20 protein-coding genes and 1 pseudogene are annotated in these 23,647 nt (G+C 67.7%); 12 read left to right on the forward strand and 9 right to left on the reverse strand.

All coding sequences use genetic code 11. The features are described from left to right. Positions 1 to 35: 35 nt before the first annotated feature. From speB to PSA7680_RS00225, 6 genes are all read left to right on the forward strand, one after another. Positions 36 to 998, forward strand: coding sequence for an agmatinase (speB, locus tag PSA7680_RS00200; RefSeq protein WP_085866651.1), 963 nt, complete (start codon positions 36 to 38; stop codon positions 996 to 998). A 3-nt stretch (positions 999 to 1,001) separates the two neighbouring features. Continuing rightward, positions 1,002 to 2,762 carry a sensor histidine kinase gene (locus tag PSA7680_RS00205; protein WP_085866652.1) on the forward strand — a complete coding sequence of 587 codons (1,761 nt, stop codon included), beginning with the start codon at positions 1,002 to 1,004 and terminating at the stop codon, positions 2,760 to 2,762. After that, entirely contained in the window at positions 2,759 to 4,108 is a 1,350-nt protein-coding gene (locus tag PSA7680_RS00210; RefSeq protein WP_085866653.1) for a sigma-54-dependent transcriptional regulator, read from the forward strand. Before PSA7680_RS00205 ends, PSA7680_RS00210 begins: the two co-directional genes overlap by 4 nt. A gap of 284 nt (positions 4,109 to 4,392) precedes the next feature. Continuing rightward, complete coding sequence (locus PSA7680_RS00215; RefSeq protein ID WP_085866654.1) at positions 4,393 to 5,397, forward strand: C4-dicarboxylate TRAP transporter substrate-binding protein; 1,005 nt, start codon at positions 4,393 to 4,395, stop codon at positions 5,395 to 5,397. A gap of 78 nt (positions 5,398 to 5,475) precedes the next feature. Beyond that, positions 5,476 to 6,108, forward strand: a complete 633-nt coding sequence (locus PSA7680_RS00220; RefSeq protein WP_085866655.1) for a TRAP transporter small permease subunit — start codon at positions 5,476 to 5,478, stop codon at positions 6,106 to 6,108. Next, the gene (locus tag PSA7680_RS00225) at positions 6,108 to 7,508 is read left to right on the forward strand and encodes a TRAP transporter large permease (protein WP_085866656.1); all 1,401 of its coding nucleotides are present in this window, start codon (positions 6,108 to 6,110) and stop codon (positions 7,506 to 7,508) included. Before PSA7680_RS00220 ends, PSA7680_RS00225 begins: the two co-directional genes overlap by 1 nt. A gap of 177 nt (positions 7,509 to 7,685) precedes the next feature. On the opposite strand, the pseudogene PSA7680_RS19145 reads toward PSA7680_RS00225, so the two are convergent. From PSA7680_RS19145 to PSA7680_RS00245, 3 genes and pseudogenes are all read right to left on the reverse strand, one after another. Next, a pseudogene (locus tag PSA7680_RS19145) lies at positions 7,686 to 8,225 on the reverse strand (Crp/Fnr family transcriptional regulator); the annotation flags it as partial. A 322-nt stretch (positions 8,226 to 8,547) separates the two neighbouring features. Beyond that, positions 8,548 to 9,657: a 3-dehydroquinate synthase gene (gene aroB, locus PSA7680_RS00240; RefSeq protein WP_085866658.1), complete on the reverse strand. Its 1,110-nt coding sequence runs from the start codon at positions 9,655 to 9,657 to the stop codon at positions 8,548 to 8,550. Beyond that, positions 9,654 to 10,202 (reverse strand): shikimate kinase, encoded by a 549-nt coding sequence (locus PSA7680_RS00245; protein WP_275936503.1) that lies wholly within the window; start codon positions 10,200 to 10,202, stop codon positions 9,654 to 9,656. Before PSA7680_RS00245 ends, aroB begins: the two co-directional genes overlap by 4 nt. 125 nt (positions 10,203 to 10,327) lie before the next feature. On the opposite strand from PSA7680_RS00245, the gene PSA7680_RS19040 reads away from it, so the two are divergent. The 3 genes from PSA7680_RS19040 to PSA7680_RS00255 all read left to right on the forward strand — a co-directional run bounded on the left by PSA7680_RS19040 (position 10,328) and on the right by PSA7680_RS00255 (position 12,997). After that, positions 10,328 to 10,462 carry a hypothetical protein gene (locus PSA7680_RS19040; protein WP_275936504.1) on the forward strand — a complete coding sequence of 45 codons (135 nt, stop codon included), beginning with the start codon at positions 10,328 to 10,330 and terminating at the stop codon, positions 10,460 to 10,462. Positions 10,463 to 10,610: 148 nt separating this feature from the next. After that, on the forward strand, positions 10,611 to 12,077 hold the full coding sequence (locus PSA7680_RS00250; protein ID WP_139838512.1) for a hypothetical protein: 1,467 nt from the start codon (positions 10,611 to 10,613) through the stop codon (positions 12,075 to 12,077). Then, a complete protein-coding gene (locus PSA7680_RS00255; RefSeq protein ID WP_139838513.1) occupies positions 12,077 to 12,997 on the forward strand; it encodes a site-specific tyrosine recombinase XerD in 921 nt (306 codons plus the stop codon). The genes PSA7680_RS00250 and PSA7680_RS00255 overlap by 1 nt, the downstream gene beginning before the upstream one ends. Before the next feature lie 65 nt (positions 12,998 to 13,062). On the opposite strand, the gene PSA7680_RS00260 is transcribed toward PSA7680_RS00255, so the two are convergent. After that, the gene (locus PSA7680_RS00260) at positions 13,063 to 13,866 is read right to left on the reverse strand and encodes a metallophosphoesterase family protein (protein ID WP_139838514.1); all 804 of its coding nucleotides are present in this window, start codon (positions 13,864 to 13,866) and stop codon (positions 13,063 to 13,065) included. Between the two features lie 70 nt (positions 13,867 to 13,936). Between PSA7680_RS00260 and PSA7680_RS00265 the strand changes: the two genes are divergently transcribed. Then, positions 13,937 to 15,244, forward strand: a complete 1,308-nt coding sequence (locus PSA7680_RS00265) for an HlyC/CorC family transporter (RefSeq protein WP_085866661.1) — start codon at positions 13,937 to 13,939, stop codon at positions 15,242 to 15,244. A 54-nt stretch (positions 15,245 to 15,298) separates the two neighbouring features. Here PSA7680_RS00265 and PSA7680_RS00270 read toward each other — a convergent pair whose 3' ends face one another. Continuing rightward, complete coding sequence (locus PSA7680_RS00270) at positions 15,299 to 16,843, reverse strand: helicase HerA-like domain-containing protein (RefSeq protein ID WP_085866662.1); 1,545 nt, start codon at positions 16,841 to 16,843, stop codon at positions 15,299 to 15,301. Between the two features lie 467 nt (positions 16,844 to 17,310). On the opposite strand from PSA7680_RS00270, the gene PSA7680_RS00275 reads away from it, so the two are divergent. Together PSA7680_RS00275 and PSA7680_RS00280 are read left to right on the forward strand one after the other, a co-directional pair. Then, positions 17,311 to 18,327, forward strand: coding sequence for a DUF808 domain-containing protein (locus PSA7680_RS00275; RefSeq protein ID WP_085866663.1), 1,017 nt, complete (start codon positions 17,311 to 17,313; stop codon positions 18,325 to 18,327). Between the two features lie 89 nt (positions 18,328 to 18,416). Continuing rightward, complete coding sequence (locus tag PSA7680_RS00280) at positions 18,417 to 19,106, forward strand: invasion associated locus B family protein (RefSeq protein ID WP_085866664.1); 690 nt, start codon at positions 18,417 to 18,419, stop codon at positions 19,104 to 19,106. Between the two features lie 97 nt (positions 19,107 to 19,203). Here the strand turns inward: PSA7680_RS00280 and PSA7680_RS00285 are convergent, their stop codons facing one another. From PSA7680_RS00285 to PSA7680_RS00300, 4 genes are read right to left on the reverse strand one after another with little or no spacing between them, the layout of a single operon-like run. Continuing rightward, positions 19,204 to 20,415, reverse strand: a complete 1,212-nt coding sequence (locus tag PSA7680_RS00285) for a beta-ketoacyl-[acyl-carrier-protein] synthase family protein (RefSeq protein WP_085866665.1) — start codon at positions 20,413 to 20,415, stop codon at positions 19,204 to 19,206. Between the two features lies 1 nt (position 20,416). Then, a complete protein-coding gene (locus PSA7680_RS00290) occupies positions 20,417 to 20,683 on the reverse strand; it encodes an acyl carrier protein (RefSeq protein WP_085866666.1) in 267 nt (88 codons plus the stop codon). Positions 20,684 to 20,710: 27 nt separating this feature from the next. Further along, a complete protein-coding gene (gene lpxD / locus PSA7680_RS00295; protein ID WP_085866667.1) occupies positions 20,711 to 21,802 on the reverse strand; it encodes a UDP-3-O-(3-hydroxymyristoyl)glucosamine N-acyltransferase in 1,092 nt (363 codons plus the stop codon). A gap of 56 nt (positions 21,803 to 21,858) precedes the next feature. Further along, positions 21,859 to 23,475 (reverse strand): L,D-transpeptidase family protein, encoded by a 1,617-nt coding sequence (locus PSA7680_RS00300; protein ID WP_085866668.1) that lies wholly within the window; start codon positions 23,473 to 23,475, stop codon positions 21,859 to 21,861. Positions 23,476 to 23,647: the final 172 nt, after the last annotated feature.

Genomic DNA, 23,647 nt, shown 5'->3' on the forward strand with positions numbered 1-23,647 from the left:
TGCCAAAGCCGCCAAATGGCACAAGCATCCGCCCCATGACACAGCACGGATACGACGGCGGGCGGCTCAACCTGCCCTTCACCGGGATCACCACCTTCGCCAGAACCCCCTACCTCGAGGATTGGGCGGGGATCGACGCCGACGCCGCCATCCTCGGCGCGCCCTTCGACGGCGGCACCCAGTATCGCCCCGGCGCCCGTTTCGGCCCCCGCGCCGTGCGCGAGGCCTCGACGCTCTTCACCTTCGGCCATGCCGGCGCCTACGATCACGAGGACGACGTGACCTACCTCGGCAAGGACGTGCGGATCGTGGACATCGGCGATGCCGACATCATCCACACCGACACGATCGCCAGCCACCGCAACATCGAAGCCGGGGTGCGCGCGATCCTCGATGCCGGCGCCCTGCCCGTGGTGATCGGCGGCGATCACTCGGTGAACATCCCCGCGATCAACGCCTTCGACGATTTCAGCGACATCCACATCCTGCAGATCGACGCGCATCTCGATTTCGTGGACGAACGCCACGGCGTGCGCTTCGGCCACGGCAACCCGATGCGGCGCGCGGCCGAGAAGCCCTACGTCAGCGGCATGACGCAGGTCGGCATCCGCAATGTCTCCTCCACCGCGAAGGAAGGCTACGACGCGGCCCGCGGCATCGGCAGCGACATCCTTTCGGTGCGGCAGGCGCGCAGGCTGGGCGCGCGCGGCGTGATCGAGCGCATCCCGCAGGGCGCCCAGGTCTACGTCACGCTCGACATCGACGCCTTCTGCCCCTCCATCGCACCGGGCACCGGCACGCCGAGCCACGGCGGCTTCCTCTACTACGAGGTGCTCGAAATGCTTCAGCATCTCTCCCGCCGCCACGAGGTCGTGGGGCTGGACCTCGTCGAGGTCGCGCCGGCCTATGATCCGGCCGGGGTCACCGCGATCCTCGCGGCGCAGATCCTGATGAACACGCTGGGGTTCATCTTCCACGCCCGCATGGCGGGGGGCTGAGCCGTGGCGCGGGCCGTGCAGCGGGGGCAGCGGGGGCGCGCGTTGCGCCCGCTGGCCTTCGCGCTGGCGGCGGTGCTCGTGCTGGCGCTCGTCTTCTTCGGGGCGGCCCGGATCCTGAAGGCGAGCGAACAGGCGCGCGCGGAGGCGCGGCTGTCGCTCTACCACGCCACGCTCACCGAGGCGCTGGAGCGCTACAGCCACCTGCCCTACCTGCTGGCCCGCGATCCCTTCGTGCAGCGCGGCACCGCAGGGATCGGGCTGGCCGGCCTCAACCGCCGACTCGCCGATTTCGCCGCGCGCACCAACCTCGAAGCCATCTACCTGATGGATCCCAACGGGCTCACGATCGCGGCCTCCAACTACGCCGATCCCGTCACCTTCATCGGCAAGAGCTACGCCTTCCGGCCCTATTTCACCGAGGCCCGCGCCGGCGGCTCCGGCGCCTTCTTCGCCATCGGCGTGACGACGGGCCGGCCCGGCTACTTCCTCGCCGAGCCGGTGCGCAACGAGGCCGGCGACATCACCGGCGTCATCGCCATCAAGGTGGATGTCTCGCCCATCGCCTCGCTCTGGGCCGAGGGCGGCGAGACGCTCTTCGTCTCCAACCCGGACGGCGTCGTCATCCTCGCCTCCGATCCGGACTGGCAGTATCACACGCTGGCGCCTCTGCCCGAGGCGCGGCGGGCCGAGATCGCCAAGGCCCGCCAGTTCGCCGATGCGCCCCTGCCCGCGCTCGATTTCGCCGAGGCGGGGCCCGATGTCGCCCGGCTGTCGGGCACGCGCTACCTGCACCGCAGCGCTCCGCTCGGGCGGTTGTCGTGGCGGCTGCACTACCTCGCGCCGGAGCGGGTGATCTGGGCGGGCGCCCTGATCGCGGCGGGCGCGGCGGCCGTGCTGCTGCTGATCGCCACCGCGATTGCTCTCTACTGGCGCGCACGGCGCATCCGCAGCGCGCTCGATGCCGCCCAGGCCGACCGCCGCGCGCTGCGCGCCACCAATGCCGCGCTCGAACATGAGATCGAGGAGCGCCGCGCCGCCGAGAAACGGGCCGCCAAGGCCCAGGCCGAATTGGCACAGGCCTCCAAGATGGCCGCGCTGGGGCAGCTTTCGGCCTCCGTCACCCACGAGCTCGGCCAGCCGCTCTCGGCCATGCGCAACTTCCTGGTCGCCGCCGAGATCGGCGCCAGCGAGCGCGACGGCCAGCTGCTGGCCCGCCTCTCGGGCCTCGTGGCGCGGATGGAGGCGATCACGCGCGAGCTGCGCTTCTTCGCCCGCCCCGGCAAGGACGCGCTGGCGGACGTGGCGCTGGAAGAGGTGGCCCGGGGCGCGATGGAGATGGTGGAAGCCGATGCGCGCATGGCCGGGGTCTCCATCACGCTGGAGCAGGCCGCGACCGGGCTGACCGTGCGCGGCGACAGGCTGCGCCTCGAACAGGTGCTGGTGAACCTGCTGCGCAACGCGCTGGCCGCCAACGCCGAAACATCCGGCTCCGCCATCACCCTGCGGCTCTACGCCGAGAACGGTCAGGCCTGCATCGACGTGGCCGACGAAGGCCCCGGCCTGCGCGGCACCGGGCTCGCGCAGATGCAGGAGCCCTTCCACACCACCCGCGCCTCCGGCGAGGGCATGGGGCTGGGCCTTGCCATCTCCACCGCCATCCTCCAGGAACACGGCGGCTGGCTGCGCGCTGCGGACGGCCCGAATGGCGGCGCCGTCTTCAGTTTCGGGATGCCGGCCACCCAACCGGAAGGACTTGCCGCATGACCCCGCAAAGCCTCAAGGCGCTGGTGGTGGACGATGACCGCAACATGCGGGAATCATTGGTGGAACTGCTGGAAAGCGCCGGCTGGCAGGCCGAGGGGCTGGCCTCGGCCCGGCAGGTGGGCGAGGCGCTGGAACGCCTGCGCCCCGATGCCATCGTCTCCGACGTGCGGATGCCGGGGATGAGCGGTCTCGAACTGCTCGAAAGCCTCTCGGGCACCGAGGCTCCGCCGATGATCCTGATCTCCGCCCACGGCGACATCCCGATGGCCGTGGAGGCCATCCAGGCCGGGGCCTATACCTTCCTCGAAAAGCCGTTCGATCCGCGCCGCCTGCTCACCGCGCTTTCCCATGCCGCCGAACAGCACCGGCTCCGGCTCGGCACCGCGCGCCTGAAGGCAAGGCTGGCGCGCCTTTCGGGGTTGGACCGGATCCTGCTCGGGCGCACCCCCGCCATGACGGCGCTGCGCGAGATGGTGCAGGATCTGGCCGAAACCCCGACGACCGTGCTTCTGCACGGCGAGACGGGCACCGGCAAGGATCTGGTGGCCCACGCGCTGCACGATCTGTCGCCGCGCTCGGATGCGCCCTTCATGGCGCTCTCCTGCGCCACCCTGCCGGCAGAGCATTTCGAAAGCACCCTGTTCGGCCACGGCGGCCAGCCGGGCCTTCTGGCGCGCGCCCACGGCGGCACGCTCTTCCTCGACGAGATCGCCGCTTGCCCACCCGACGTGCAGAGCAAGCTTCTGCGGGTGATCGAAACGCGCGAGTTCCATGCGCTGGACGATCCCACGCCGCGGCGGGTGGATTTCCGCCTGCTGTCGGCCACCAACGAAGATCTCGAAGCCGCCGTGGCCGCGGGCCGCTTCCGGGGCGATCTGCTCTACCGGATCAACACCGTGGTGCTTTCACTGCCCGCGCTCCGCGAACGCGCCGACGACATCCCCCTCCTCTTCGCCCATTTCACCGGCCTCTGCGCCGCGCTCTATGAATCGGCGCAGCCCGAACTGACCCCCTCCGACATCGCCGCGCTGCTGGCCCACGACTGGCCCGGCAACGTGCGCGAACTGCGCAACGTGGCGGAGCGTTTCGTGCTGGCGCGGCGGCGCGCGGAGACCAGCCTGTCGGACGTGATCTCGGCGCAGGGCGCTCCCCAGCCGGCGGCCCCCAACACCCTGCGCGAGGCGGTGGCCGCCTTCGAGCGCGAGATGATCGCCAAGGCGCTCAAGGCCCACGGCGGCCGGATGGACGAGGTTGCCGAGGCGCTGGGCATCGGCCGCCGCACGCTCAACGAGAAGATCGTGAAGCTCGGCCTCAACAAGGACGCGGTGTTGGTGGAGAACGGATAGAAGCGGGGTTCGCCACCGGCTTTCTGTCAGCCAACCGCCCGGCGGCTCGCCGGGCAGCCCCCGGCCGCCCCCTCGGGCGGGGGCTTCTCCCCCACCCGCGGCCGTGCGCTGCCCTCCGACTTCGATCCACATACGGCAACGGCCAGAAGCCGACGCGCCCCGCCCTGCGGATTTCCGCAGGGCCTGCGGGTTTCCGCAGGCGGTTTTCTTCATTGGCCTGCGCACACCGCCCCCATACACTCTGCCCCGGACGCAACAAGAACCTGTTTTCTGGGAGGAAACCGATGAAGAAATACCTTGGTCAGGCCGCCGTCGCCGCCATCGCCGTGGCCTTTGCCGGCGAAGCCGTGGCAACCGAGTGGAACGTTTCGCTCTGGGGCAAGCGCCGCGCCTTCACCGAGCACGTCGAGAAGCTCGCCGAACTGGTGAGCGAGAAGACGGGCGGTGAATTCACCCTCAACATCTCCTACGGCGGGCTGTCGAAAAACACCGAGAACCTCGACGGCATCTCCATCGGCGCCTTCGAGATGGCCCAGTTCTGCGCCGGCTACCACCGCGACAAGAACCCCTCCATCACCGTGCTGGAACTGCCTTTCCTCGGCGTCTCCAGCCTTGAGGAAGAGCGCAAGATCAGCCAGGCGCTCTACGCCCACCCGGCGGCGCAGGCCGACCTCGCCCGCTGGAACGCCACCCTGCTGATGCCCTCGCCGCTGCCGCAGTACAACCTCGTGGGCGTGGGCGATGCGCCCACGACGCTCGCCGATTTCGAAGGCATGGCCGTGCGTGCGACCGGCGGCATCGGCCAGGCGATGGAGAAGGTCGGCGCGGTGCCCACCTCGATGTCGGCCACCGAGGTGCGCCAGGCGCTCGACAGCGGCGTCGTCACGGCCGTCTCCTTCGCGCCGCACGCGCATATGTCCTTCGGCACGATCGAATCCGGCAAATGGTGGACGACCAACCTGAACCCCGGCACCGTGAACTGCCCGGTGGTGGTGAACACCGACGCGCTGAACGCGCTGACCGACGCCGAACGCGAAGCCCTTCTGGGCAGCGTCGATGAGGCCCTCGACCACTACATCGACTTCTACAACAACAACACGATGTCGAAATGGGGCCCGGCGCTGGAAGAGCGCGGCATCGAACAGGTCACCTTCTCCGACGAAGAGATCGCCGCCTTCCGCGAAGCGGCCGCCGGCCCGGTCGCCGCGGCCTGGATCGAAGACAACACCGCGCGCGGCCTGCCCGCGCAGGAGCTCTACGATTTCGTCACCGGCATGATCGGCCAATAAGCTGACGCGTTAGAATCCGGGGCCGCCGCGCAAGGAATTGATCGCGGCGGCCCCTTCCATATCTGGGGAGAGAGAGCCATGGCCGGAAGCGCCACGGTGCTGGAGGACGGCAGCACGCTGAGCCGCCTCGACAGGCAGTTGTACAAACTCGAAAAATTGCTGGCCCTGCTGAGCGGGCTTGCGGTGTTTTCGCTGATGATCCTCGCCGTCGTCTCGGTGGGCGGGCGCAACTTCTTCAACGCGCCGCTGCCGGGCTACGTGGACTGGATCGAGCAGGCGATGCCGCTGATCGCCTTCATGGGCGTCGCCTACACCCAGCGCGACGGCGGCCACATCCGGATGGACATCCTCGTGGGCAGGCTCCGGGGCCGCGCGCTCTGGGCTGCGGAATTCCTGACCACGCTGCTGATCCTGATCCTGATGATCCTGCTCGTCTGGGGCAGCTTCGCCCATTTCCAGCGCAGTTTCGATCTGAACGCCCCGCTGTGGAGCCGGGATTCCTCGATGGACATCGCCCTGCCTCTCTGGCCCGCCAAGCTGCTGGCCCCGATCGCCTTCTCCGTGCTCTGCCTGCGGCTCGTCCTGCAACTCTGGGGCTATGCCAGGGCCTTTGCGATGCGGGCGGACACCCCGGTGGCCGTGCCGCTGATCCAATCGGCCGCCGAACAGGCCGCCGCCGAGGCCGACCACGTGACCGGAGGGGCTGACTGATGGAACCCATCGATATCGGAATCACTGTCTCCATCGGGCTTCTGGTGATGGTCGTGCTCGGAATGCGGGTGGCTTTCGCCGCCGGCCTCGCCGGGCTCGTGGGCCTGATCTGGATCTTCTGGGCCAAGAAGGGCTACGCACCGGACGATTTCGGCTGGGCGCTCACGGTCGCGGTGAAGACCGCCGGACAGGTGCCCCATTCCAAGGTGGCCAGCCAGGCGCTTTCGCTGATCCCCACCTTCATCCTGATCGGCTACCTGGCCTATTACGCCGGGCTCACCAAGGCGCTGTTTGACGCCGCCAAGAAATGGGTGGGCTGGCTTCCGGGCGGGCTGGCCGTTTCCACGGTCTTCGCCACCGCCGGTTTCGCCGCCGTCTCCGGCGCTTCCGTCGCCACCTCAGCCGTGTTCGCCCGCATCGCCATCCCGGAGATGCTCAAGATCGGCTACGACAAGCGCTTCGCCGCCGGTGTCGTGGCGGCCGGCGGCACGCTGGCCTCGCTGATCCCGCCCTCCGCCATCCTCGTGATCTACGCGATCATCGTAGAGCAGGACGTGGGCAAGCTGCTGCTGGCGGGCTTCGTGCCGGGGGCCGTTTCGGCGCTGATCTACGCGGGGCTCATCGTGGGCATGGCCGTGGCGCTGCCCAACTTCGGCCCGCCGGTGAAGGGCTTCACCTGGGGCGAGCGCTTCAAGGCGCTGCCGCCGGCCTTCCCGATCTTCTTCGTGGTCACCATCATCATCTTCTTCATCTACAATCCCTTCGGCGGCGACGCCTGGGGCACGCCGACCGAGGGCGGCGCGCTGGGGGCCTTCGTCGTGTTCTGCATGGCCGTCTATAAGGGAATGCGTTGGACGCAGCTGAAGGACGCCCTGCTGGAGACCGCCAAGCTGGCGGTGATGATCTTCACCATCATCTGGGGCGTGCTGATCTACGTGCGCTTCCTCGGCTTCGCCGATCTGCCCGGCGCGTTTTCGGAGTGGATCACCTCGCTGGATCAATCGCCGATGCTGACGCTGGTGCTGATCCTGCTGGCCTACGCGGTGCTCGGCATGTTCATGGACGCCATCGGCATGCTGCTTCTGACGCTGCCCGTCGTCTACCCGGCGGTGATGGCGCTCAACGGCGGCGAGTTCGTCTCGGCGGCCGACAGCGCCTTCGGCATGAGCGGGCCGATGTGCGCGATCTGGTTCGGGATCCTGGTGGTGAAGATGGCGGAGTTCTGCCTGATCACCCCGCCCATCGGGCTGAACTGCTTCGTGGTGGCCGGGGTGCGCGATGATCTGAGCGTGCAGGACGTGTTCAAGGGCGTCACCCCCTTCTTCATCGCCGACGCGATCACCATCGCCGTGCTGGTGGCCTTCCCGGCCATCGTGCTCTGGCTGCCGAGCCTCGCCTAGGCAATCCGCGCAGATGCGAGGGGGCGGCGCCTCAGCCGCCCTCTTCGCCCAGCTCCATCGCCCGCAGGTGGGCGGCCAGCTTCTCGCGGTTGATCCGCAGGCCTCCGTTTCATCCGCCTGCATCAGGCCCGCCTCCTTCAACGCGCCGATCTCGCGGTTGATCGTCTGGCGCGAACAGCCCACCAGCGTGGCCAGGTAGCCCTGGCTGTAGGTCACGCGGCTGGAGAACCGGGACAGGTGCTGAAGGTAGTGGCCGATGCGCTGCGGCACCGCCTGGTATTGATCGATGTCCTTGAACAGAAGCCCCCGCGTGAGCCGCTCGGCCTGGATGCGCATCAGGTTGCGCTGCACGCCGGGATCGGCGGCGAAGCCACGGAACACCGTAGCCCCCGCCCGCAGGAGAATCGCGCCGGACTGCGCCTCGCAGGTGGCGATCACCGGCTGATCGCCGATCACCTCCACATCGCCCAGAACGTCACCGGGCCCGGCATGGTTGGCGATGACCTTGTGCCCCTGCCGGCTGAGAAAGCTGACCTCCACGATCCCGTGGGCGACCACGTAGACATGCGCCGCCCGCCCTTCCTGCGACAGCAGCACCCGAGGCTGGTTGCACAGGATCTCTTCGCAGCGATCCATGAAATCCTCGGCAACCGCCGCCGGAAGGCCTTCCAGAAGCGGCGAGGGGCGCAGAAAGGCGTATTTCTGACTGATGCGCATGGCGGGCGCGTCTCCACCTCAGGTTGTCATCCAAGATTTACGGCTGGCAGGTTCAAGCGGGGGCTGCCGGGAACGCACGCTACAGCAGATGTCCGAAAAAAGGAAAGGGTTGAGGGGGGAATGCACCCTCAACCCTACCAATCACTCGTGACAAGGCGCCGTCACGACCTAATTCGTTGCCGGCACCGGGGGATCAGTCACTCACTCTGAATACCCACCAGAAAGATTACGCCGACGTCGGGGAAACCGGGTGTCGCCAAGGCGACAGGTTGATGAAATTCTTGATTTTTACGCGGGGGAACTTCTCGCGCTGGTTGTTTTTTCAACGTGCCAATGCGTCTTCCAGCACATCCAGCACCGCTTTTTCGGGCACTTCGGAGGTGACGAAGGCCTCTCCGATTCCCCGCGCCAGAACGAATCGCAGCTTGCCGTCGAGCACTTTCTTGTCCTGCCCCATGAGATCCAGCAGATGCCGCGCGTCCGGCAGATCGCCCGGAATCTCCGAAAGGTCCCGCTTCGCGCCCACCGCGGCCAGGTGCGCCCGCACGCGGCTCGGCGTTTCCTGGGCGCAGAGCCCGAGGCGGGCGGACAGTTCAAACGCAAGCCCGCAGCCGATCGCCACCCCCTCGCCATGCAGCAGGCGATCGGAATAGCCCGTGGCCGCCTCCAGCGCGTGGCAGAAGGTATGGCCGAGGTTCAGCAGCGCCCGGTCGCCCTGCTCGGTTTCGTCCCGCGCCACGATCTCCGCCTTCATCTCGCAGGAGCGTTTCACCGCATGGATCCGCCGCGCCACGTCGCCCTCGATCATGGCGGGGGCGTTTTCCTCAAGCCATTCAAAGAATTGCGCATCCCCCAGCAGGCCGTATTTCACCACTTCGCCGTATCCGGCGAGGAAATCCCGCCGGGGCAGTGTTTCCAGAACGGAAACATCGGCCAGCACCAGCGACGGCTGGTGGAAGGCGCCGATCAGGTTCTTGCCGGCCGGGGAGTTGATCGCCGTCTTGCCGCCCACCGAGCTGTCCACCTGCGCCAGAAGGGTTGTGGGCACCTGCACGAAGCGCACGCCGCGCCGCAGGATGGCCGCGGCGAAACCGACGAGATCGCCGATCACCCCGCCCCCGAGCGCCACCACCACGTCGTTGCGCTCGATCTTTTCGGCCAGAAGCCACTCCACCGTGCGGCTCAGATGTTCCCAGCTCTTGGTGGCTTCGCCGGCCGGCAACTCCAGCGCGGTGGCCGTGATGCCGTCGCGGCCCAGCCCGGCCTTCAGTGCCTCCAGGTGCAGCGGCGCCACCGAGGCATCCGTCACGATGGCCACGCGCGGGCGGCGCAGCAGCGGCGCGATGAAGCGCCCGGCACGCCCGATCAGCCCCTCGCCGATCTCGATGTCATAGGAGCGCTCGGCCAGGTTCACGCGGACGGTTTCGCTCATTCGGTCTTCTCCAGGATGTCAGGGCGCGTCAGCAGCGCCTGAAGCACGCGGTGTGCCATGTCTTCCACGGAATAGGACGCGTCGGCGTCCACGATCAGCGGCGCCTTGGCATAGAAGGGCTCGCGCGCGCGCAGCAGTTCGGCAAGGGTGGCGCGCGGGTTGGCCGTGCGCAGCAGCGGCCGCGTCGTCTTGTGGCGCACGCGGTTCCACAGAAGGTCCAGATCCGCGCGCAGCCAGACGGCCACCCCGCGCGAATCCACGATCTCGCGGTTCACCTCCGACAGGAACGCCCCGCCGCCGACGGAGAGCACGCAGCGCTCCTCGTCCATCAGCCGCGCGATCACCTCGGTTTCACGCGCGCGGAAGAAGGCTTCGCCGTCGCGCTCGAAAATCTCGGCGATGCTCATGTTCGCGGCTTTGACGATCTCGTCGTCCGAATCGAGGAAAGGCGCCTGAAGCATCTGCGCCAAGGCCTTGCCCACGGCCGTTTTTCCGGCCCCCATCATGCCCACGAGGACGACCGTCTTTTTCAATCGATAGGCCAAACCGGCAGCTACCCGCTCAATTCTTCGTTTCCCGCCCCTGAATGGCGTGATCTCGCCGAAAAGACCATATATAATCAGCGCAAGAACGCAAAAATGCGGCGCTAACACGTGAGGGCAGAGAATTGATGGGGCGGCTTCTGAAACTTCTGGCATTCCTCCTGGTGGTGGGATTCGTGCTGCTCGTCGGCTTCGCCTACCTGGGCGATCTGACGCCCGAGCAGAGCGATGTCAGCACCCCGGTGACACTGGATGTCGACTAGCCGAACGCCGCGCCGCGGCCGCGGCCCCGCGGTGCCTTGCGGGGCGGTTCCAGTCACCGTTTGCAAAGCCCTGCCAAGGGCCTTTCCCAAAGCGCCCCAGCGCCTCGCGGCCGCCGTTCTGGCGGGCCTTCTGGCCGCGCCCGCCGCTGTGGCCCAGCCGCTTTCCGCCATCGACTGGCTGTCGGATTCGATCCGCGCCCCGGTGACGGTGCCGCGCGATGACGGCGCCGTGGCCGACAGCGCCGCCGTCGGTGAAATCACCGTTACCCCTCTGGACGAACCGGGGCTGGATGCCGTGGGCCTTCTGCCCACCTCCGTCACCGGCTTTCCGCGCGATCTCTGGGGCGGCAGCGACGTGCAGACGCTCACCGAACAGATCGCCCGCATCGATGCCACCGCCAGCCCCGCCCTGCAGGATCTGCTCTACACGCTGCTACTGGCCGAGCTCGATCCTCCGCGCGGTGCCGGCGGCGAGAACACGCTCTTTCTCGCACGGGTGGACAAGCTCCTCGAGATGGGCGCGCTCGAACAGTCCAAGGCGCTGCTGGAACGCGCCGGTCCCGACACCAGCGCGCTGTTTCGGCGCTGGTTCGACGTCAGCTTGCTGACGGGGACCGAAAATGCCGCCTGCGACGCCCTGCGCCGGAAGGCCGACATCGCGCCCACCTTTCAGGCAAGGATCTTCTGCCTCGCCCGCAACGGCGATTGGAACGCCGCCGCCCTCACCCTGGAAACCGCCAAGGCACTCGGGTTTCTCAGCCCCGAGGAAGACGCGCTGCTGGCCCGCTTCCTCGATCCGCTGCTGTTCGAGGGGCTGCCGCCCCTGCCCCTGCCCGCCCATCCCACGCCGCTCGTCTTCCGCATGTACGAGGCGATCGGCCAGCCCATCGCCACCGCGAGCCAGCCGCTGGCCTTCGCCCATTCCGACCTGCGCCCCGTCTCCGGCTGGAAGGCGCAGATCGAGGCGGCCGAGCGGCTTGCGCGCTCCGGCGCCATCGACGAGAACCTGCTGCTGGGGATCTACACGGAGCGGCTTCCCGCCGCCTCCGGCGGCACCTGGGATCGGGTCGCCGCCCTGCAGCGCTTCGACGTCGCCCTGCGCGCGCGCAACACCAACGCCATCGCCAAAACCCTGCCTCCGGCCTGGCGCATGCTGCGCGAAGCCGGGCTCGAAACCGCCTTCGCCCGCCTCTACGGCGCTGAACTGGCCGGATTCGAACTGCCCGGCAAGGCCGCGCGCATCGCCTACCGGCTCGGCCTGCTGTCGCCCGATTACGAGGTGATCGCCCGCAACCACCGAAGCGACGATCCCTTCGAAACCTATCTCGCCTCCGTCGCCGCCGGCACCCCCTCCGAACCGCCCGCCGGCAACCTGCGCGCCGCCGCCGTCTCCGAAGGCTTCTCCAGCCTCACGGCACCGCCCGATTACGCCCCGATGCTGGCGGAAGGGCGCATCGGCGAGGCCATCCTCGCCGCCACCGATGAATTCGCCCGCGCCTTTGAAGGCGATCCGGCCGATGCAAGCGAGGCCATCGCCCTGCTGCGCGCCGTCGGCCTGGAAGACACCGCCCGCCGCGCCGCGCTCGAATTCCTGCTGGCCGGGGGCGCGGCCTGATGCGCGCCCGGATCGAAGCCTTCATCGAAGCCCAGGCCGCCGAACTGGACGCCGCGCGCAACACCCAGCTCGCCTATGCCCGCGATCTGCGGATCTTCGGCGAATGGCTGGAGTCGCAGGGCTTCGAGGATCTCTCCGTCACCCAGCAGCAGATCGAGGCCTTTCTCGTGGCCTGCGACGCCGAGGGGCTCTCCCGCGCCACCCGCGCACGCCGCCTCTCCGCCATCCGCCAGTTCTACCGCTTCGCCTACGAGGAAGGCTGGCGCCCCGACAATCCGGCCATCCAAATCGCCGGTCCCGGAAAAGACAGACGCCTGCCGAAAACCTTGAGCGTCGAAGAGGTCGGCCGCCTGCTGGCCGCCGCCGCCCAGGCCGGGCGCACCGACGCCGACCGCCGCCGCAACCGCTGCCTCGCCGAGCTGCTCTACGCCACCGGGATGCGCGTGAGCGAACTCGTCGGACTGCCCGTCGCCGCCGTGCGCGGCGATCCGCGGATGCTGCTGGTGCAGGGCAAGGGCGGCAAGGAACGCCTCGTGCCCCTCACGCCCGATGCCCGCGCCGCCGTGGCCGATTGGGTCACCGCGCGCGATGCCGCGCAGGAAAAGATCGTCCGCAAGGGCGGCGCGGAGTCGAAGTTCCTCTTCCCCTCGCGCGGCAAGGAAGGCCACCTCACGCGCCACCGCTTCTACATGCTGATCAAGGAGATCGCCGTCGTCGCCGGCGTCCCGCCCGAAAAGGTCACCCCGCACACCCTGCGCCATGCCTTCGCCACCCACCTGCTGGCCAACGGCGCCGACCTGCGCGCGATCCAGACGCTCCTCGGCCATGCCGACGTCGCCACCACGGAAATCTACACCCATGTGCTGGACGAACGCCTGAAAGCGCTGGTGCTGGAGCATCACCCGCTGGCCGAGGGCTGATCCCCACTTTGTTCCCCAAGTATCCTCGGGGGGCGCGGGGGGCAGACAGCCCCCCGCCTGCAGCATCAGCCCCGGCGCAGCGCGTCGGGCAGAATCTCCTCGCTGGGCCAGATCCCGCTGGTGAGCGCGGCGTGATAGCCCTGCGTCAGCCCGGCCTCCTCCATCGCCCGCCGGGCCGCCGCCGCATCATAGGCCAGCCGCAGGATGCGGGCCCCGTCCGCACCCAGCACCGCGTAGCGCGTCTGCGGGCGCCCGTCGTGGGGCGGCAGGCCGATGACGCCCGCATTGATCCAGGAAACGCCAGCCACGACCCGTTCGAAGGCCAGCCCGCAATGGCCCGCGATCACTGCATCCACCGGGCCGACGATCTCGCGCAGATGCGCGATCTCCGCGGCGAAAGCGCTGTCGGGGTCCGAGGGCCAGAGAAACCGGTTGTTGGCCCGTGCCCCGCCATGCAGCACGGCCACGCTGCGGCCCGCGTGCTCGAAGGTCACGATGTCCGGCAGCCCGGCCATCCAGCGCCGGGCCTCTGCACCAACCTGTGCATCGGCATGGGCGAACCATCCGCGCGACAGAAGATCGCAGGCGGTGCCGGCCTCGAAACCGCAGCCGCAGTCCAGCGCCCCTTCGGCCAGCTGCGTTTCGCAGTTGCCGGCCACCACCGTGCAGCCCCAGGCCCGGATCCGCGCCACCGTTTCGCGCGGCGCGCCGCAGTAGGCCACCAGATCCCCGGTGCAGATAACGTGGTCCGCCGCGATCCCGCGCGCCGCAGCGGTGGCCATCAGCGCCTCCGTGGCCTGCAGGTTGGAATAGGGCCCGCCAAACAGCAGAACCTCGCCCGAAAGCCTGCCAAGTGCCTGCACTTTCACCGTTCCGCCTCCCTTGAATGGCCGCCCCGAAGCCCCCATAAGGAAGCAAGGCCAAACGATTGCAAGGCAAATGGACCAGACTTCAACGCTTCTTGATTCCGCCTTCTGGGTATCCGCGGGCGCGATCTTCTTCCTCCTGCTCATGTCGGGATTCTTCTCGGGCTCCGAAACCGCCCTCACCGCGGCCTCCCGCGGCAAGCTGCGCGCGCAGGCCGACAAGGGCAGCAAGGGCGCGGAACGGGCGCTGAAGATCACCGAGGACAACGAACGCCTCATCGGCTCAGTCCTGCTGGGCAACAACCTCGTCAACATCCTCGCCACATCGCTGGCCACCGCGCTCTTCACCCGGCTCTTCGGCGAAAGCGGCGTGGCGCTGGCCACGCTGGTGATGACTCTCCTCGTGCTGATCTTCGCCGAGGTGCTGCCCAAGACCTACGCCATCACCAATGCCGAGACCGCCGCCGCCTCCGTTTCGAGGCCGATCTCGCTGGTGATCTTCCTCTTCGCCCCGATCGTCGGCGCGGTGCGCCTCCTGGTGCGCGGCATCCTGCGCCTCTTCGGCGTGCAGACGGACCCGGACGGCCAGATCCTCGCCGTGCGCGAGGAGATCGCCGGCGCCATCTCGCTCGGCCATTCCGAAGGGGTCGTCGAGAAGGAAGACCGCGACCGCATCCTCGGCGCGCTGGACCTGGGCGAACGCACGGTGGACGAGATCATGCTCCACCGCTCCAACATCGAGATGATCGACGCCGACGACACGCCCGACGCCATCCTCAACCAGGCGCTGGCCTCGCGCCACACCCGCCTGCCGGTGTTCAAGGACGATCGCGAGAATGTGGTCGGCGTGGTGCATGCCAAGGATCTGTTGCGTGAAGTGAACCGCCTGCTGCGCGGCGCACCGGCCACCGAGGCCGGGCTTGCGAACTTCGACATCATGAAGGTGGCCAAGCCGCCCTACTTCGTGCCCGAGACCACCACGCTCGATGACCAGATGCGCCAGTTCCTGCGCCGCAAGGCCCATTTCGCGCTGGTGGTGGACGAATACGGCACCATCGAAGGGCTGATCACGCTGGAAGACATCCTCGAGGAAATCGTGGGCGAGATCACCGACGAGTTCGATCTCGAACAGGAAACGCCCTTCACCCGCACCGAGGACGGCCACTACCTCGTGGAAGGTGCCACCACGATCCGAGATCTCAACCGCGCCACCGAATGGAGCCTGCCCGACGAGGAGGCCAACACCGTGGCCGGGCTGGTGATCCACGAGGCCCAGATGATCCCCAACGAGGGGCAGGTCTTCTCGTTCCACGGCTTCCGCTTCGAGGTGCTCAAGCGCGAAGACAACCGCCTGACTCTGCTCAAGATCAAGCCGCTCTGAAAAAGGCTAATGCGCAAGAGGTGCGCCCGGCCCGTCGCCGGGCGCATGCGCTCGTCAGCGCCCCTTGAACAGGCTGCCCAGGATGCCGCGCACGAGTTTCTTGCCGGTGGTGCCGGTCAGCTCGTCCATCACCATCTTGCCCATGGCCTCGCCGAAACTGCGGCTGTTGCCGCGGCTGCCACGCGAGGAGGATCGCGACACGCGCGCGCCGGTGTAGCGGCGCGCGGTGCGGTATTCGCGTTCGGCCGGGGGCGCTTCCTCCTCCGCGGCCTCCGCCGCCTCGGCTTCCGCCGCCGCCTGCGCCGCCCGGCGCTTCAGGATCTCGTGGGCGCTGTCGCGATCGACCGTCGCGTCATATTTCGCGCCCATTCCCGAGGCCTGCATGATCTGCGCCCGTTCCGCATCGCTCAAGGGCCCCATCCGCGAGGACGGCGGCCGGATCAGCGTGCGTTCCACCACGCCCGGCACGCCCTTCTTCTGAAGGAAGGAGGTCACCGCCTCCCCGACCCCGACGTCGCGGATCGCGTCGGCCGTGTCGAAGCGGGGATTGTCGCGGTAGGTTTCCGCCGCCAGCTTCAGGTTCCTGCGGTCTTTGGCGGTATAGGCGCGCAGCGCGTGCTGCACCCGGTTGCCCAGCTGGCCGAGGATGTCTTCCGGGATGTCGCCCGGGCTCTGCGACACGAAATAGACGCCGACGCCCTTGGAACGGATCAGCCGCGCCACCTGCTCCACCTTGTCGAGGAGCGCCTTGGGAGCATCGTCGAACAGAAGGTGGGCTTCGTCGAAGAAAAAGACGAGCTTGGGTTTGTCCGGGTCCCCCACCTCGGGCAGCGTTTCGAACAGCTCCGACAGCAGCCAGAGCAGGAAGGTCGCGTAGAGTTTGGGCGCCTGCATCAGCTTGTCGGAGGCCAGGATGTTGATGCGCCCGCGCCCGTCGGCCTCGGTCGCCATCAGATCGTCGATCTCCAGCGCCGGTTCCCCGAACATGCCGGTGATCCCCTGATTCTCCAGCGTGAGAAGCCCCCGCTGGATCGCGCCGACAGAGGCGATCGACACGTTGCCGTAGCGCAGCGAAAGCTCGGCGCGGTTTTCCCCGACCCAGGCCAGCAGCGATTGCAGATCCTTGAGATCCAGAAGCGGCAGCCCTTCCTCATCGGCCACCCGGAAGGCGATGTTGAGCACCCCCTCCTGCGCCTCGGTCAGTTCAAGAAGCTGCGCCAGCAGAAGCGGCCCCATCTCCGCCACCGTCGTGCGCACCGGGTGCCCCTGCCGGCCGAACACGTCCCAGAAGACGACCGGATAGGCCTGGTAGCCAATGTCCTCCAGCCCGATGGTGGCCGCGCGCCTGGAGAAGGCCTCGTGCAGATCCCCCTCGGCCTGCCCGGCCACGGCGAGCCCGGAGAGATCGCCCTTCACGTCCGAAAGGAAGACGGGCACGCCTTCGCGCGAGAAGGCCTCGGCCATGATCTGGAGCGTGACCGTCTTGCCCGTGCCCGTGGCCCCGGCGATCATGCCGTGGCGGTTGGCATATTTCAGAAGCAGTTCCTGCGGCGTGCCGTAACCTTCCCCGCCTCCGCCGATGAATATCCCGCCAGCCATGCTTTGCCCTCCGCCAAAAAACCCCGGAAATCGGTGCGTCACGGGATGAAAATACAGTCTTAACCCTTTTGCGCCACAGTGAAATTGCCCGCGGGCGCCTTGCTTGGCCACGCGGGCCTTCCTCCCTGTTGGACTGGCCGCGCCCCCAATTTCGGCGCGGCCTCTTTTTTGTGCGCAATCAGGCACCTGAAGCCCGATTTTGGCTGTTGACCGATCCTGCGCATCTGAATAACGTGCCATCAATGACAAGTCGGCCGGTCCGACGGGGAGTGTGAAATTCACAGGGAAAAGGGTCGCTCGCGGCCCTTTTTTCTGTTTGCTCCCCGGCCGGGCCGGCCCCTTGTGCGCCCGTTCCCCCACGCTCCGATACCGGTTTCGAACGCCCGGCCGCGGGCGGGCGGATTGTAATTGCCAAGCGGGCCGCTATCCTGCCCAGCAAAGCTCAACCGCGCAAAGGACTCCCCGCCATGAGTGGCCTTCTTGCCCTGCTGGACGACGTGGCCGCCATCGCCAAGGCCGCCGCCGCCCAGATCGACGACATCGCCGCGCAATCCACCAAGGTGGGCGCCAAGGTCGCCAGCACCGTGCTGGACGATGCCGCCAAGGCAGGGGCCAAATCCGCCGGCGTGGTGATCGACGACGCCGCCGTAACGCCGAAATACGTCCACGGGCTGCCGGCGGCGCGGGAACTGCCCATCGTGATGCAGATCGCACGCGGCTCGCTCTTCAACAAGCTGGTGATTCTTCTGCCCATCGCGCTGCTGCTCAACGCCTTCGCACCCTTCCTGCTGCCGCCGCTGCTGATGCTGGGAGGCTGCTACCTCTGCTTCGAGGGCGCCGAGAAGATCCTGCACGTGTTCAAAGGGGGCGAGCACGGCCATGACGAAGAACACGGGCTGGACGCCCAGTCGCTGGAAAAGAAGCGCGTCGCCGGGGCGATCAAGACGGATTTCATCCTGTCGGCCGAGATCATGACGATCGCGCTTTCGGCCATCGAGTCGCAGTCGGTCTGGATCGAAGGGGTGGTGCTGGCCGTCGTCGCCGTCGGCATCACCGCGCTGATCTACGGCAGCGTCGCCATCCTCGTGAAGGCCGACGACCTCGGCCTCAAGATGCACGAGGCCGGGCGGCTCGGGCTCACCCGCAGCCTCGGGCGCGGGATCGTGAAAGCCATGCCCACGGTGATGACCGTGATCTCCGTGGTGGGCACCGCGGCGATGCTCTGGGTCGGCGGCTCCATCATCGTGCACGGGCTGGAGACCTTCCACATCGGCTTCCCCGGCCACCAGATCCACGATCTGGCGGTGGCCGCCGGCTCCGCGCTGCCCGCCATCGCGGGCTTTGCCGAATGGTTCGTCACCGCCTTCCTCGACGGCATCTTCGGGCTGGTGATCGGCTTCCTGCTGATCCCGGTCGTGACCGGCGTGATCGTGCCCGTCGCCGGGGCGCTCGGGCTGGGCGGCGGCAAGGGGGATCACGCGTAGCAATTCCCCGCCGAGGCACGCATTCACGCCTGACACCCCGGGCGCACCGTGATACATGCAGGGCGATAACATACGAGGAAGAAACTGCGATGCAGGACCTTATGAAATCCCTTCTTCTGGCCACCGCGCTGGTGATCCCCTCCGTGTCCTTCGCACAGGATACCGCAACCGAGGGCACGGCGGCGACCGCCGAAACGCAGGCGGAAGCCCAGGCCGGGACGCAGGCCGAAAGCGGCAGCGACACCCCCGCCGGCGCCAACGAGCTTTCGCTGGGGGAAACCGTGGTCGAAGGCCCCCGCGTGGGCGATACCTACGTGCGCGATACCTACGGCGACTGGGAACTGCGCTGCGTGAAGACCGAAGACGACCGCGACCCCTGCCAGCTCTACCAACTGCTGCGCGACGAAGTGGGCAACTCGGTGGCCGAGATCAACCTCTTCGGCCTCGAAGGCAACGGGCCCGCCGCCGCCGGCGCCACGATCATCACCCCGCTGGAAACGCTGCTGACCCAGCAGATCACCCTGTCGGTGGATGGCGGCGCGGGCAAGCGCTACCCCTTCACCTGGTGCGCCCAGATCGGCTGCGTCGCCCGCGTGGGCTTCACCCCGGCCGAGGTCGAAAGCTTCAAGAAGGGCGCCAAGGGCACGCTGGTGATCGTTCCCGTGGCCGCACCCGACCAGCAGGTCGTTCTGACGATCTCGCTCAAGGGGTTCACCGCCGGCTACGACGCCGTGAACGAGAACAACCGCGCCGTGGCGGCCTCAGCCCCCGCCGAGTGATCCTGCGCGCCGCGACGCGGGCGCAAATTTCAAACGGAAAAGCCGCGCAGTTCGCCTGCGCGGCTTTTTCATGCCCAGATCTGCAGGGCGTGAAACCCTACGGCGCCTTGCGCAGCGCCAGCACGGCGTTCAGCCCGCCGAAGGCAAAGGCGTTGGAAAGCACCACGTCCACCTTGGCGTCACGCGCCTCGTTGGGCACCACGTCCAGCGCGCATTCCGGATCCGGCTCCTCGTAGCCGATGGTGGGGGCGATCACGCCGTCCTTCAGCGCCATGATGCAGGCCAGAAGCTCCACCGCCCCGGTGCCGCCGATCAGGTGGCCGTGCATGGATTTCGTGGAAGAGATCATCAGCCGGTCGGCGTGATGGCCGAAGACATCCGCCACGGCGGCGCATTCCGTCTTGTCGTTGGCGGCGGTGCCGGTGCCGTGGGCGTTGATGTAGCCCACCTGCTCCGGGTTCACCTTGGCATCCTTCATCGCCCCGGCGATCGCGCGGGCGGCGCCCTGCTTGGAGGGCATCACGATGTCGGAGGCGTCCGAGGTCATGGCGAAGCCGATCACCTCGGCCAGGATCTCGGCCCCGCGCGCCTTGGCGGATTCGTATTCCTCGAAGACGAAGACGGCCGCGCCCTCGCCCTGCACCATGCCGTTGCGGTTGGCCGAGAAAGGCCGGCAGGCGTCGCGGCTCATCACGCGCAGGCCTTCCCAGGCCTTCACGCCGCCGAAACAGAGCATCGATTCCGAGCCGCCCGTGATCATGACCTTCGCCATGCCCGAGCGGATCATGTTGAACGCCTGCCCCATCGCGTGGTTGGAGGAGGCGCAGGCCGTGGCCACGGTGAAGCTCGGCCCCTTGAGGTTGTGCTCCATCGAGACATGGCTGGCCGCGGCGTTGTTCATCAGCTTGGGCACCACGAAGGGGTGCACGCGGTTCTTCCCGTCCTCGTAGACGGTGCGGTAGTTTTCATCCCAGGTGTTCACGCCGCCCCCGGCGGTGCCCAGCACCACGCCCGACTGCGCCGCCAGTTCGCCGGAGAAGCTCAGGCCCGATTGGGCGATGGCTTCCCGGGCGGCCAGAAGGGTGAACTGGGTGAACCGATCGTAGAGCGCGATCTGCTGGCGGTTGAACTCGGCCTCCGGGTCATAGCCGCGGACCTGCCCGCCGATGCGGATCGAGAGCCGCTCCACATCGCGGATGTCCAGCTCGCCGATGCCGCAGCGCCCCTCGCGCATGGCTTCGAGCGTTTCCGCAGCCGAATGGCCGAGAGCGCTGATCGCCCCCTGTCCCGTAATGACGACGCGCTTCATCCTATGCGGCCTGTTCCGCCACGAGCGCCTCGACCGCCTTCACGATGGAGGCGACGGAGGAGATGTCGAAATCGCTCTTCGTCGGTTCGTTCGCGTTGAACGGCACCTGGATGTCGAAAGCTTCCTCGATGGCGAAGATGCACTCCACCAGCCCCATGCTGTCGATCCCAAGATCTTCGAGCGTGGACTCCTCGGTCACGTCGGACGGTTCGAGAACAGCCTGCTCGGCGATGATTTCGATGATTTTTTCCTTGACGTTTTCTGTCATCTGTCCGGGCCCTTTCTGGGGCGTGATTTAGTCCTTCTGGACCAGTTTTGAAACAGATTTCTGAAGCTCGGCGAATTGCTTCATCATCCGCGGAAGGCGCCGCAACGCCTTGTTGATCTCGATCTGGGTCTCCATCTTCACCGCCGGGTTGCCCATCAGCACGCGGCCTGCGGGGGCATTGGTGAAGATCATGGCGCCGCCTCCGGCCACCACGTCGTCGCCGACGAAGATGTTGTCATTCACCGCCACGCGGCCGCCGATCACCACCCGGTTTCCGATCCGCGAGGAGCCGGCGAGCCCGGCCTGGCCGCAGATCAGCACGTCGTCGCCCACGATGCAGTTGTGGCCGATCTGCACGAGGTTGTCGATCTTGGTGCGGCTGCCGATCCGCGTGGCGCGGATGGTGCCGCGGTCGATCGCGGAATTGGAGCCCACCTCCACGTCATCTCCGATCTCCACGCCGCCGAGCGAATGGATGCGCGTCCAGCTCTGGGCGCTGTCCGCCCCCTCGGCACCGAGGGTTTCGCGCACCTTCTCGACCGCGCTCTTGTCGGGCGTCACGAAGGAGAAGCCATCGCCGCCGATCACGGCGGAGGGCTGGGCGATGAAACGATCCCCGATCGTGACCCGGTGGCCGATCCGCACCCCGGCCCACAGCAGGCAGTCGTCACCGAGGCGCGCGCCCTCATCCACGCTCACATGGGCGCCGATCCGCGCGCGGTCACCGATCCGCACGTCCTTGCCGATCACCGCGTAGGGGCCGATGGCGGCCTCCTCACCGATCCGCGCGCTCTCGTGGATCACGGCGGTGGGGTGGATGCCGGGGGCGATGCCCGGCCCCGGATCCAGCAGCCGCGTGACCCCGGACATCGCGTAGCGCGGACGGGGCACGAAGATCGCGGCCTCAAGGCCGAGGGCGGCGTAGTCGGCCCCTTCCCACAGAACGGCCGCCCGCGCGGCGCCTTTGGGCAGGCCCTCGGCGTATTTAGGATCCATCGCCATGGCCAGATCCTGCGGCCCGGCGTCCGCGGGCTCCGCGGCCCCGGTGATGCGCAGCTGCGCATCCCCGACGGCGCGCGCGCCCAGGGCTTCGGCGATCTCGGCGATGGTGTAGGACATCTGCGCTCTCCTCATGCGCGCGCCCCGACCCTTCGGGGCGCGCGGTGATGAGGGATTTAGCCACGAACGGCGCGCAATGAAACCCCGGCTTCGGAGAGTGCGGCGAAAACTTTCGCATCGCGGCCGTAGACGTCACGGCGATACTGCATCGGCCCCTTCGGCTGGGACACCGCCGTGCGGTAGACGATGTGCACGGGGATCGGCTGTTTCAGATCGATCCGCGTCTCCTTGCCGGAGTCGAGCGCGCGCTTGAAGGTGCCCTCGGGATCGCTCGTCTGCTTGGCCAGCAGCGCATGGGCGAACTCGAAGGGCTGCGCGAGCCGGATGCAGCCGTGGCTGAAGGCGCGGGTTTCGCGGCTGAACAGCTTCTTGGCCGGCGTGTCGTGCAGGTAGATGTTGTGCGAGTTGGGGAACATGAACTTCACAAGCCCCAGCGCGTTGCCCCGGCTCGGCGGCTGCTTCATGGCGAAGGGGAAGTTGCGCGCCGTGAACTGGTTGAAGTTGACCGAGCCCCGGCTCACCGTCTGCCCCTTGGAGTTGATCAGCTTCAGGTGGCTGACCGCGTTCGGGTTCTTCTTGAGCATCGGCAGATACTCCTTGGTGGCGATCGAGCGCGGCACGTTCCACGTCGGGTTCACCACCATGAATTCCATCACGTCCGAGAACTCCGGCGAGCGGCGGTCGGGGGTGTTCTTGCCGATGACCGAGCGCGTTTCGAAGGTAACCTTGCCGTTGTCCACGATCTTGGCGGAGAAATCGGTGAGGTTGACCCAGACGTGGCGGCTGCCGCGGTTGCGGTTCATCCAGCGTTCACGCTCCATCGCCACGATGACGGATTTCAGGCGGTCCTCGGCGCTGGTGTTGATCTCGGCCAGCGTGCCGGGGCCGGCGATGCCGTCGGCCACGAGCCCGTGGTTCTGCTGGAAGGCCTGCACGGCCTTCTGGAGATCGGCGTCATAGACGGGAGACGTGGAGCGCTTCAGGTAGCCCAGCGTGATGAGCCGGTTGCGCAGCGCCACCACCTGCGGCCCGCTCATGCCCGGCTCCAGCTTCTTGCCCGGCACCTTCGGCCCGTAGCCGCCCTTGGCCAGCAGCTTCTCCAGCGCCAGCTTTTCCTTCATCAGCCGGGTGTATTCGGCCGATTTGGGCGGCAGCTGCTTGATGAAGCCGCGCGGGCTGGACTTGGAAAACGCCACCAGCGTCTGCGTGCGGTTGCGGCGCGGGATCTCGCGCACGATGCCCTTGTCCACGCGGCTGGGCACCAGCACGCCAGACTGGATGTCCTGCGCGTATTGCAGGAACATCCGGCTCATCTCGACTTCGAGCAGGCCGCGATCCCGCTCCGTGCGGGCGGCCTTGAGGCCGGACTTCACCAGCTCGGCGTCGTAGCGTCGGGTCGGAAGCCCGTGGGCATCGGCCTGTTCGAGCGCCTGCAGGAAGGCCTTGCGGCGCGCCTTGTCCTTGCCGGACTTGCCCGTCCAGATCGGCTTGTAGCCGTTTGCCTTGTAGAATTCGGCGATCGCCTTGTCCTTCGAGGCCGCTTCCGCCACGGCCTGGGTGAAGGGTGTCACCTGGGCGCCGGCCGCGCCGGCCAGCATCAGGAAAGAAACCGAAAGAACCGAAAGAAATGCCAGCAGCCTGTGCAGGGGGCGACCTGCGGTTGCCTGTATCATATTGAACCTCTGAACTATCCAACCCGCCCGCGGGGAACCGGGCCCCTCAAGCGTGTTTGATCCTGTTATCGTTGTCCAATCACATTAGGCAAAGCGCCCCCGAAAGAACAACCGATGTGCGCGCGCGGCCACATGCGCCCCCCGATCGGTGCGTTCTTGCGGACCGGCCGCG

The organism is Pseudoruegeria aquimaris, assembly GCF_900172235.1.
Lineage (GTDB): Bacteria > Pseudomonadota > Alphaproteobacteria > Rhodobacterales > Rhodobacteraceae > Pseudoruegeria > Pseudoruegeria aquimaris.

Excerpts from the sequence above, each read along its gene's own strand:
- speB (WP_085866651.1), top strand. The coding sequence starts at position 36 with ATGACACAGCACGGATACGACGGCGGGCGGCTCAACCTGCCCTTCACC.
- PSA7680_RS00210 (WP_085866653.1), top strand. The coding sequence starts at position 2,759 with ATGACCCCGCAAAGCCTCAAGGCGCTGGTGGTGGACGATGACCGCAAC.
- PSA7680_RS00215 (WP_085866654.1), top strand. The coding sequence starts at position 4,393 with ATGAAGAAATACCTTGGTCAGGCCGCCGTCGCCGCCATCGCCGTGGCC.
- PSA7680_RS00220 (WP_085866655.1), top strand. The coding sequence starts at position 5,476 with ATGGCCGGAAGCGCCACGGTGCTGGAGGACGGCAGCACGCTGAGCCGC.
- PSA7680_RS00225 (WP_085866656.1), top strand. The coding sequence starts at position 6,108 with ATGGAACCCATCGATATCGGAATCACTGTCTCCATCGGGCTTCTGGTG.
- aroB (WP_085866658.1), bottom strand. The coding sequence starts at position 9,657 with ATGAGCGAAACCGTCCGCGTGAACCTGGCCGAGCGCTCCTATGACATC.
- PSA7680_RS19040 (WP_275936504.1), top strand. The coding sequence starts at position 10,328 with ATGGGGCGGCTTCTGAAACTTCTGGCATTCCTCCTGGTGGTGGGATTC.
- PSA7680_RS00255 (WP_139838513.1), top strand. The coding sequence starts at position 12,077 with ATGCGCGCCCGGATCGAAGCCTTCATCGAAGCCCAGGCCGCCGAACTG.
- PSA7680_RS00265 (WP_085866661.1), top strand. The coding sequence starts at position 13,937 with ATGGACCAGACTTCAACGCTTCTTGATTCCGCCTTCTGGGTATCCGCG.
- PSA7680_RS00270 (WP_085866662.1), bottom strand. The coding sequence starts at position 16,843 with ATGGCTGGCGGGATATTCATCGGCGGAGGCGGGGAAGGTTACGGCACG.
- PSA7680_RS00275 (WP_085866663.1), top strand. The coding sequence starts at position 17,311 with ATGAGTGGCCTTCTTGCCCTGCTGGACGACGTGGCCGCCATCGCCAAG.
- PSA7680_RS00280 (WP_085866664.1), top strand. The coding sequence starts at position 18,417 with ATGCAGGACCTTATGAAATCCCTTCTTCTGGCCACCGCGCTGGTGATC.
- PSA7680_RS00285 (WP_085866665.1), bottom strand. The coding sequence starts at position 20,415 with ATGAAGCGCGTCGTCATTACGGGACAGGGGGCGATCAGCGCTCTCGGC.
- PSA7680_RS00290 (WP_085866666.1), bottom strand. The coding sequence starts at position 20,683 with ATGACAGAAAACGTCAAGGAAAAAATCATCGAAATCATCGCCGAGCAG.
- lpxD (WP_085866667.1), bottom strand. The coding sequence starts at position 21,802 with ATGTCCTACACCATCGCCGAGATCGCCGAAGCCCTGGGCGCGCGCGCC.
- PSA7680_RS00300 (WP_085866668.1), bottom strand. The coding sequence starts at position 23,475 with ATGATACAGGCAACCGCAGGTCGCCCCCTGCACAGGCTGCTGGCATTT.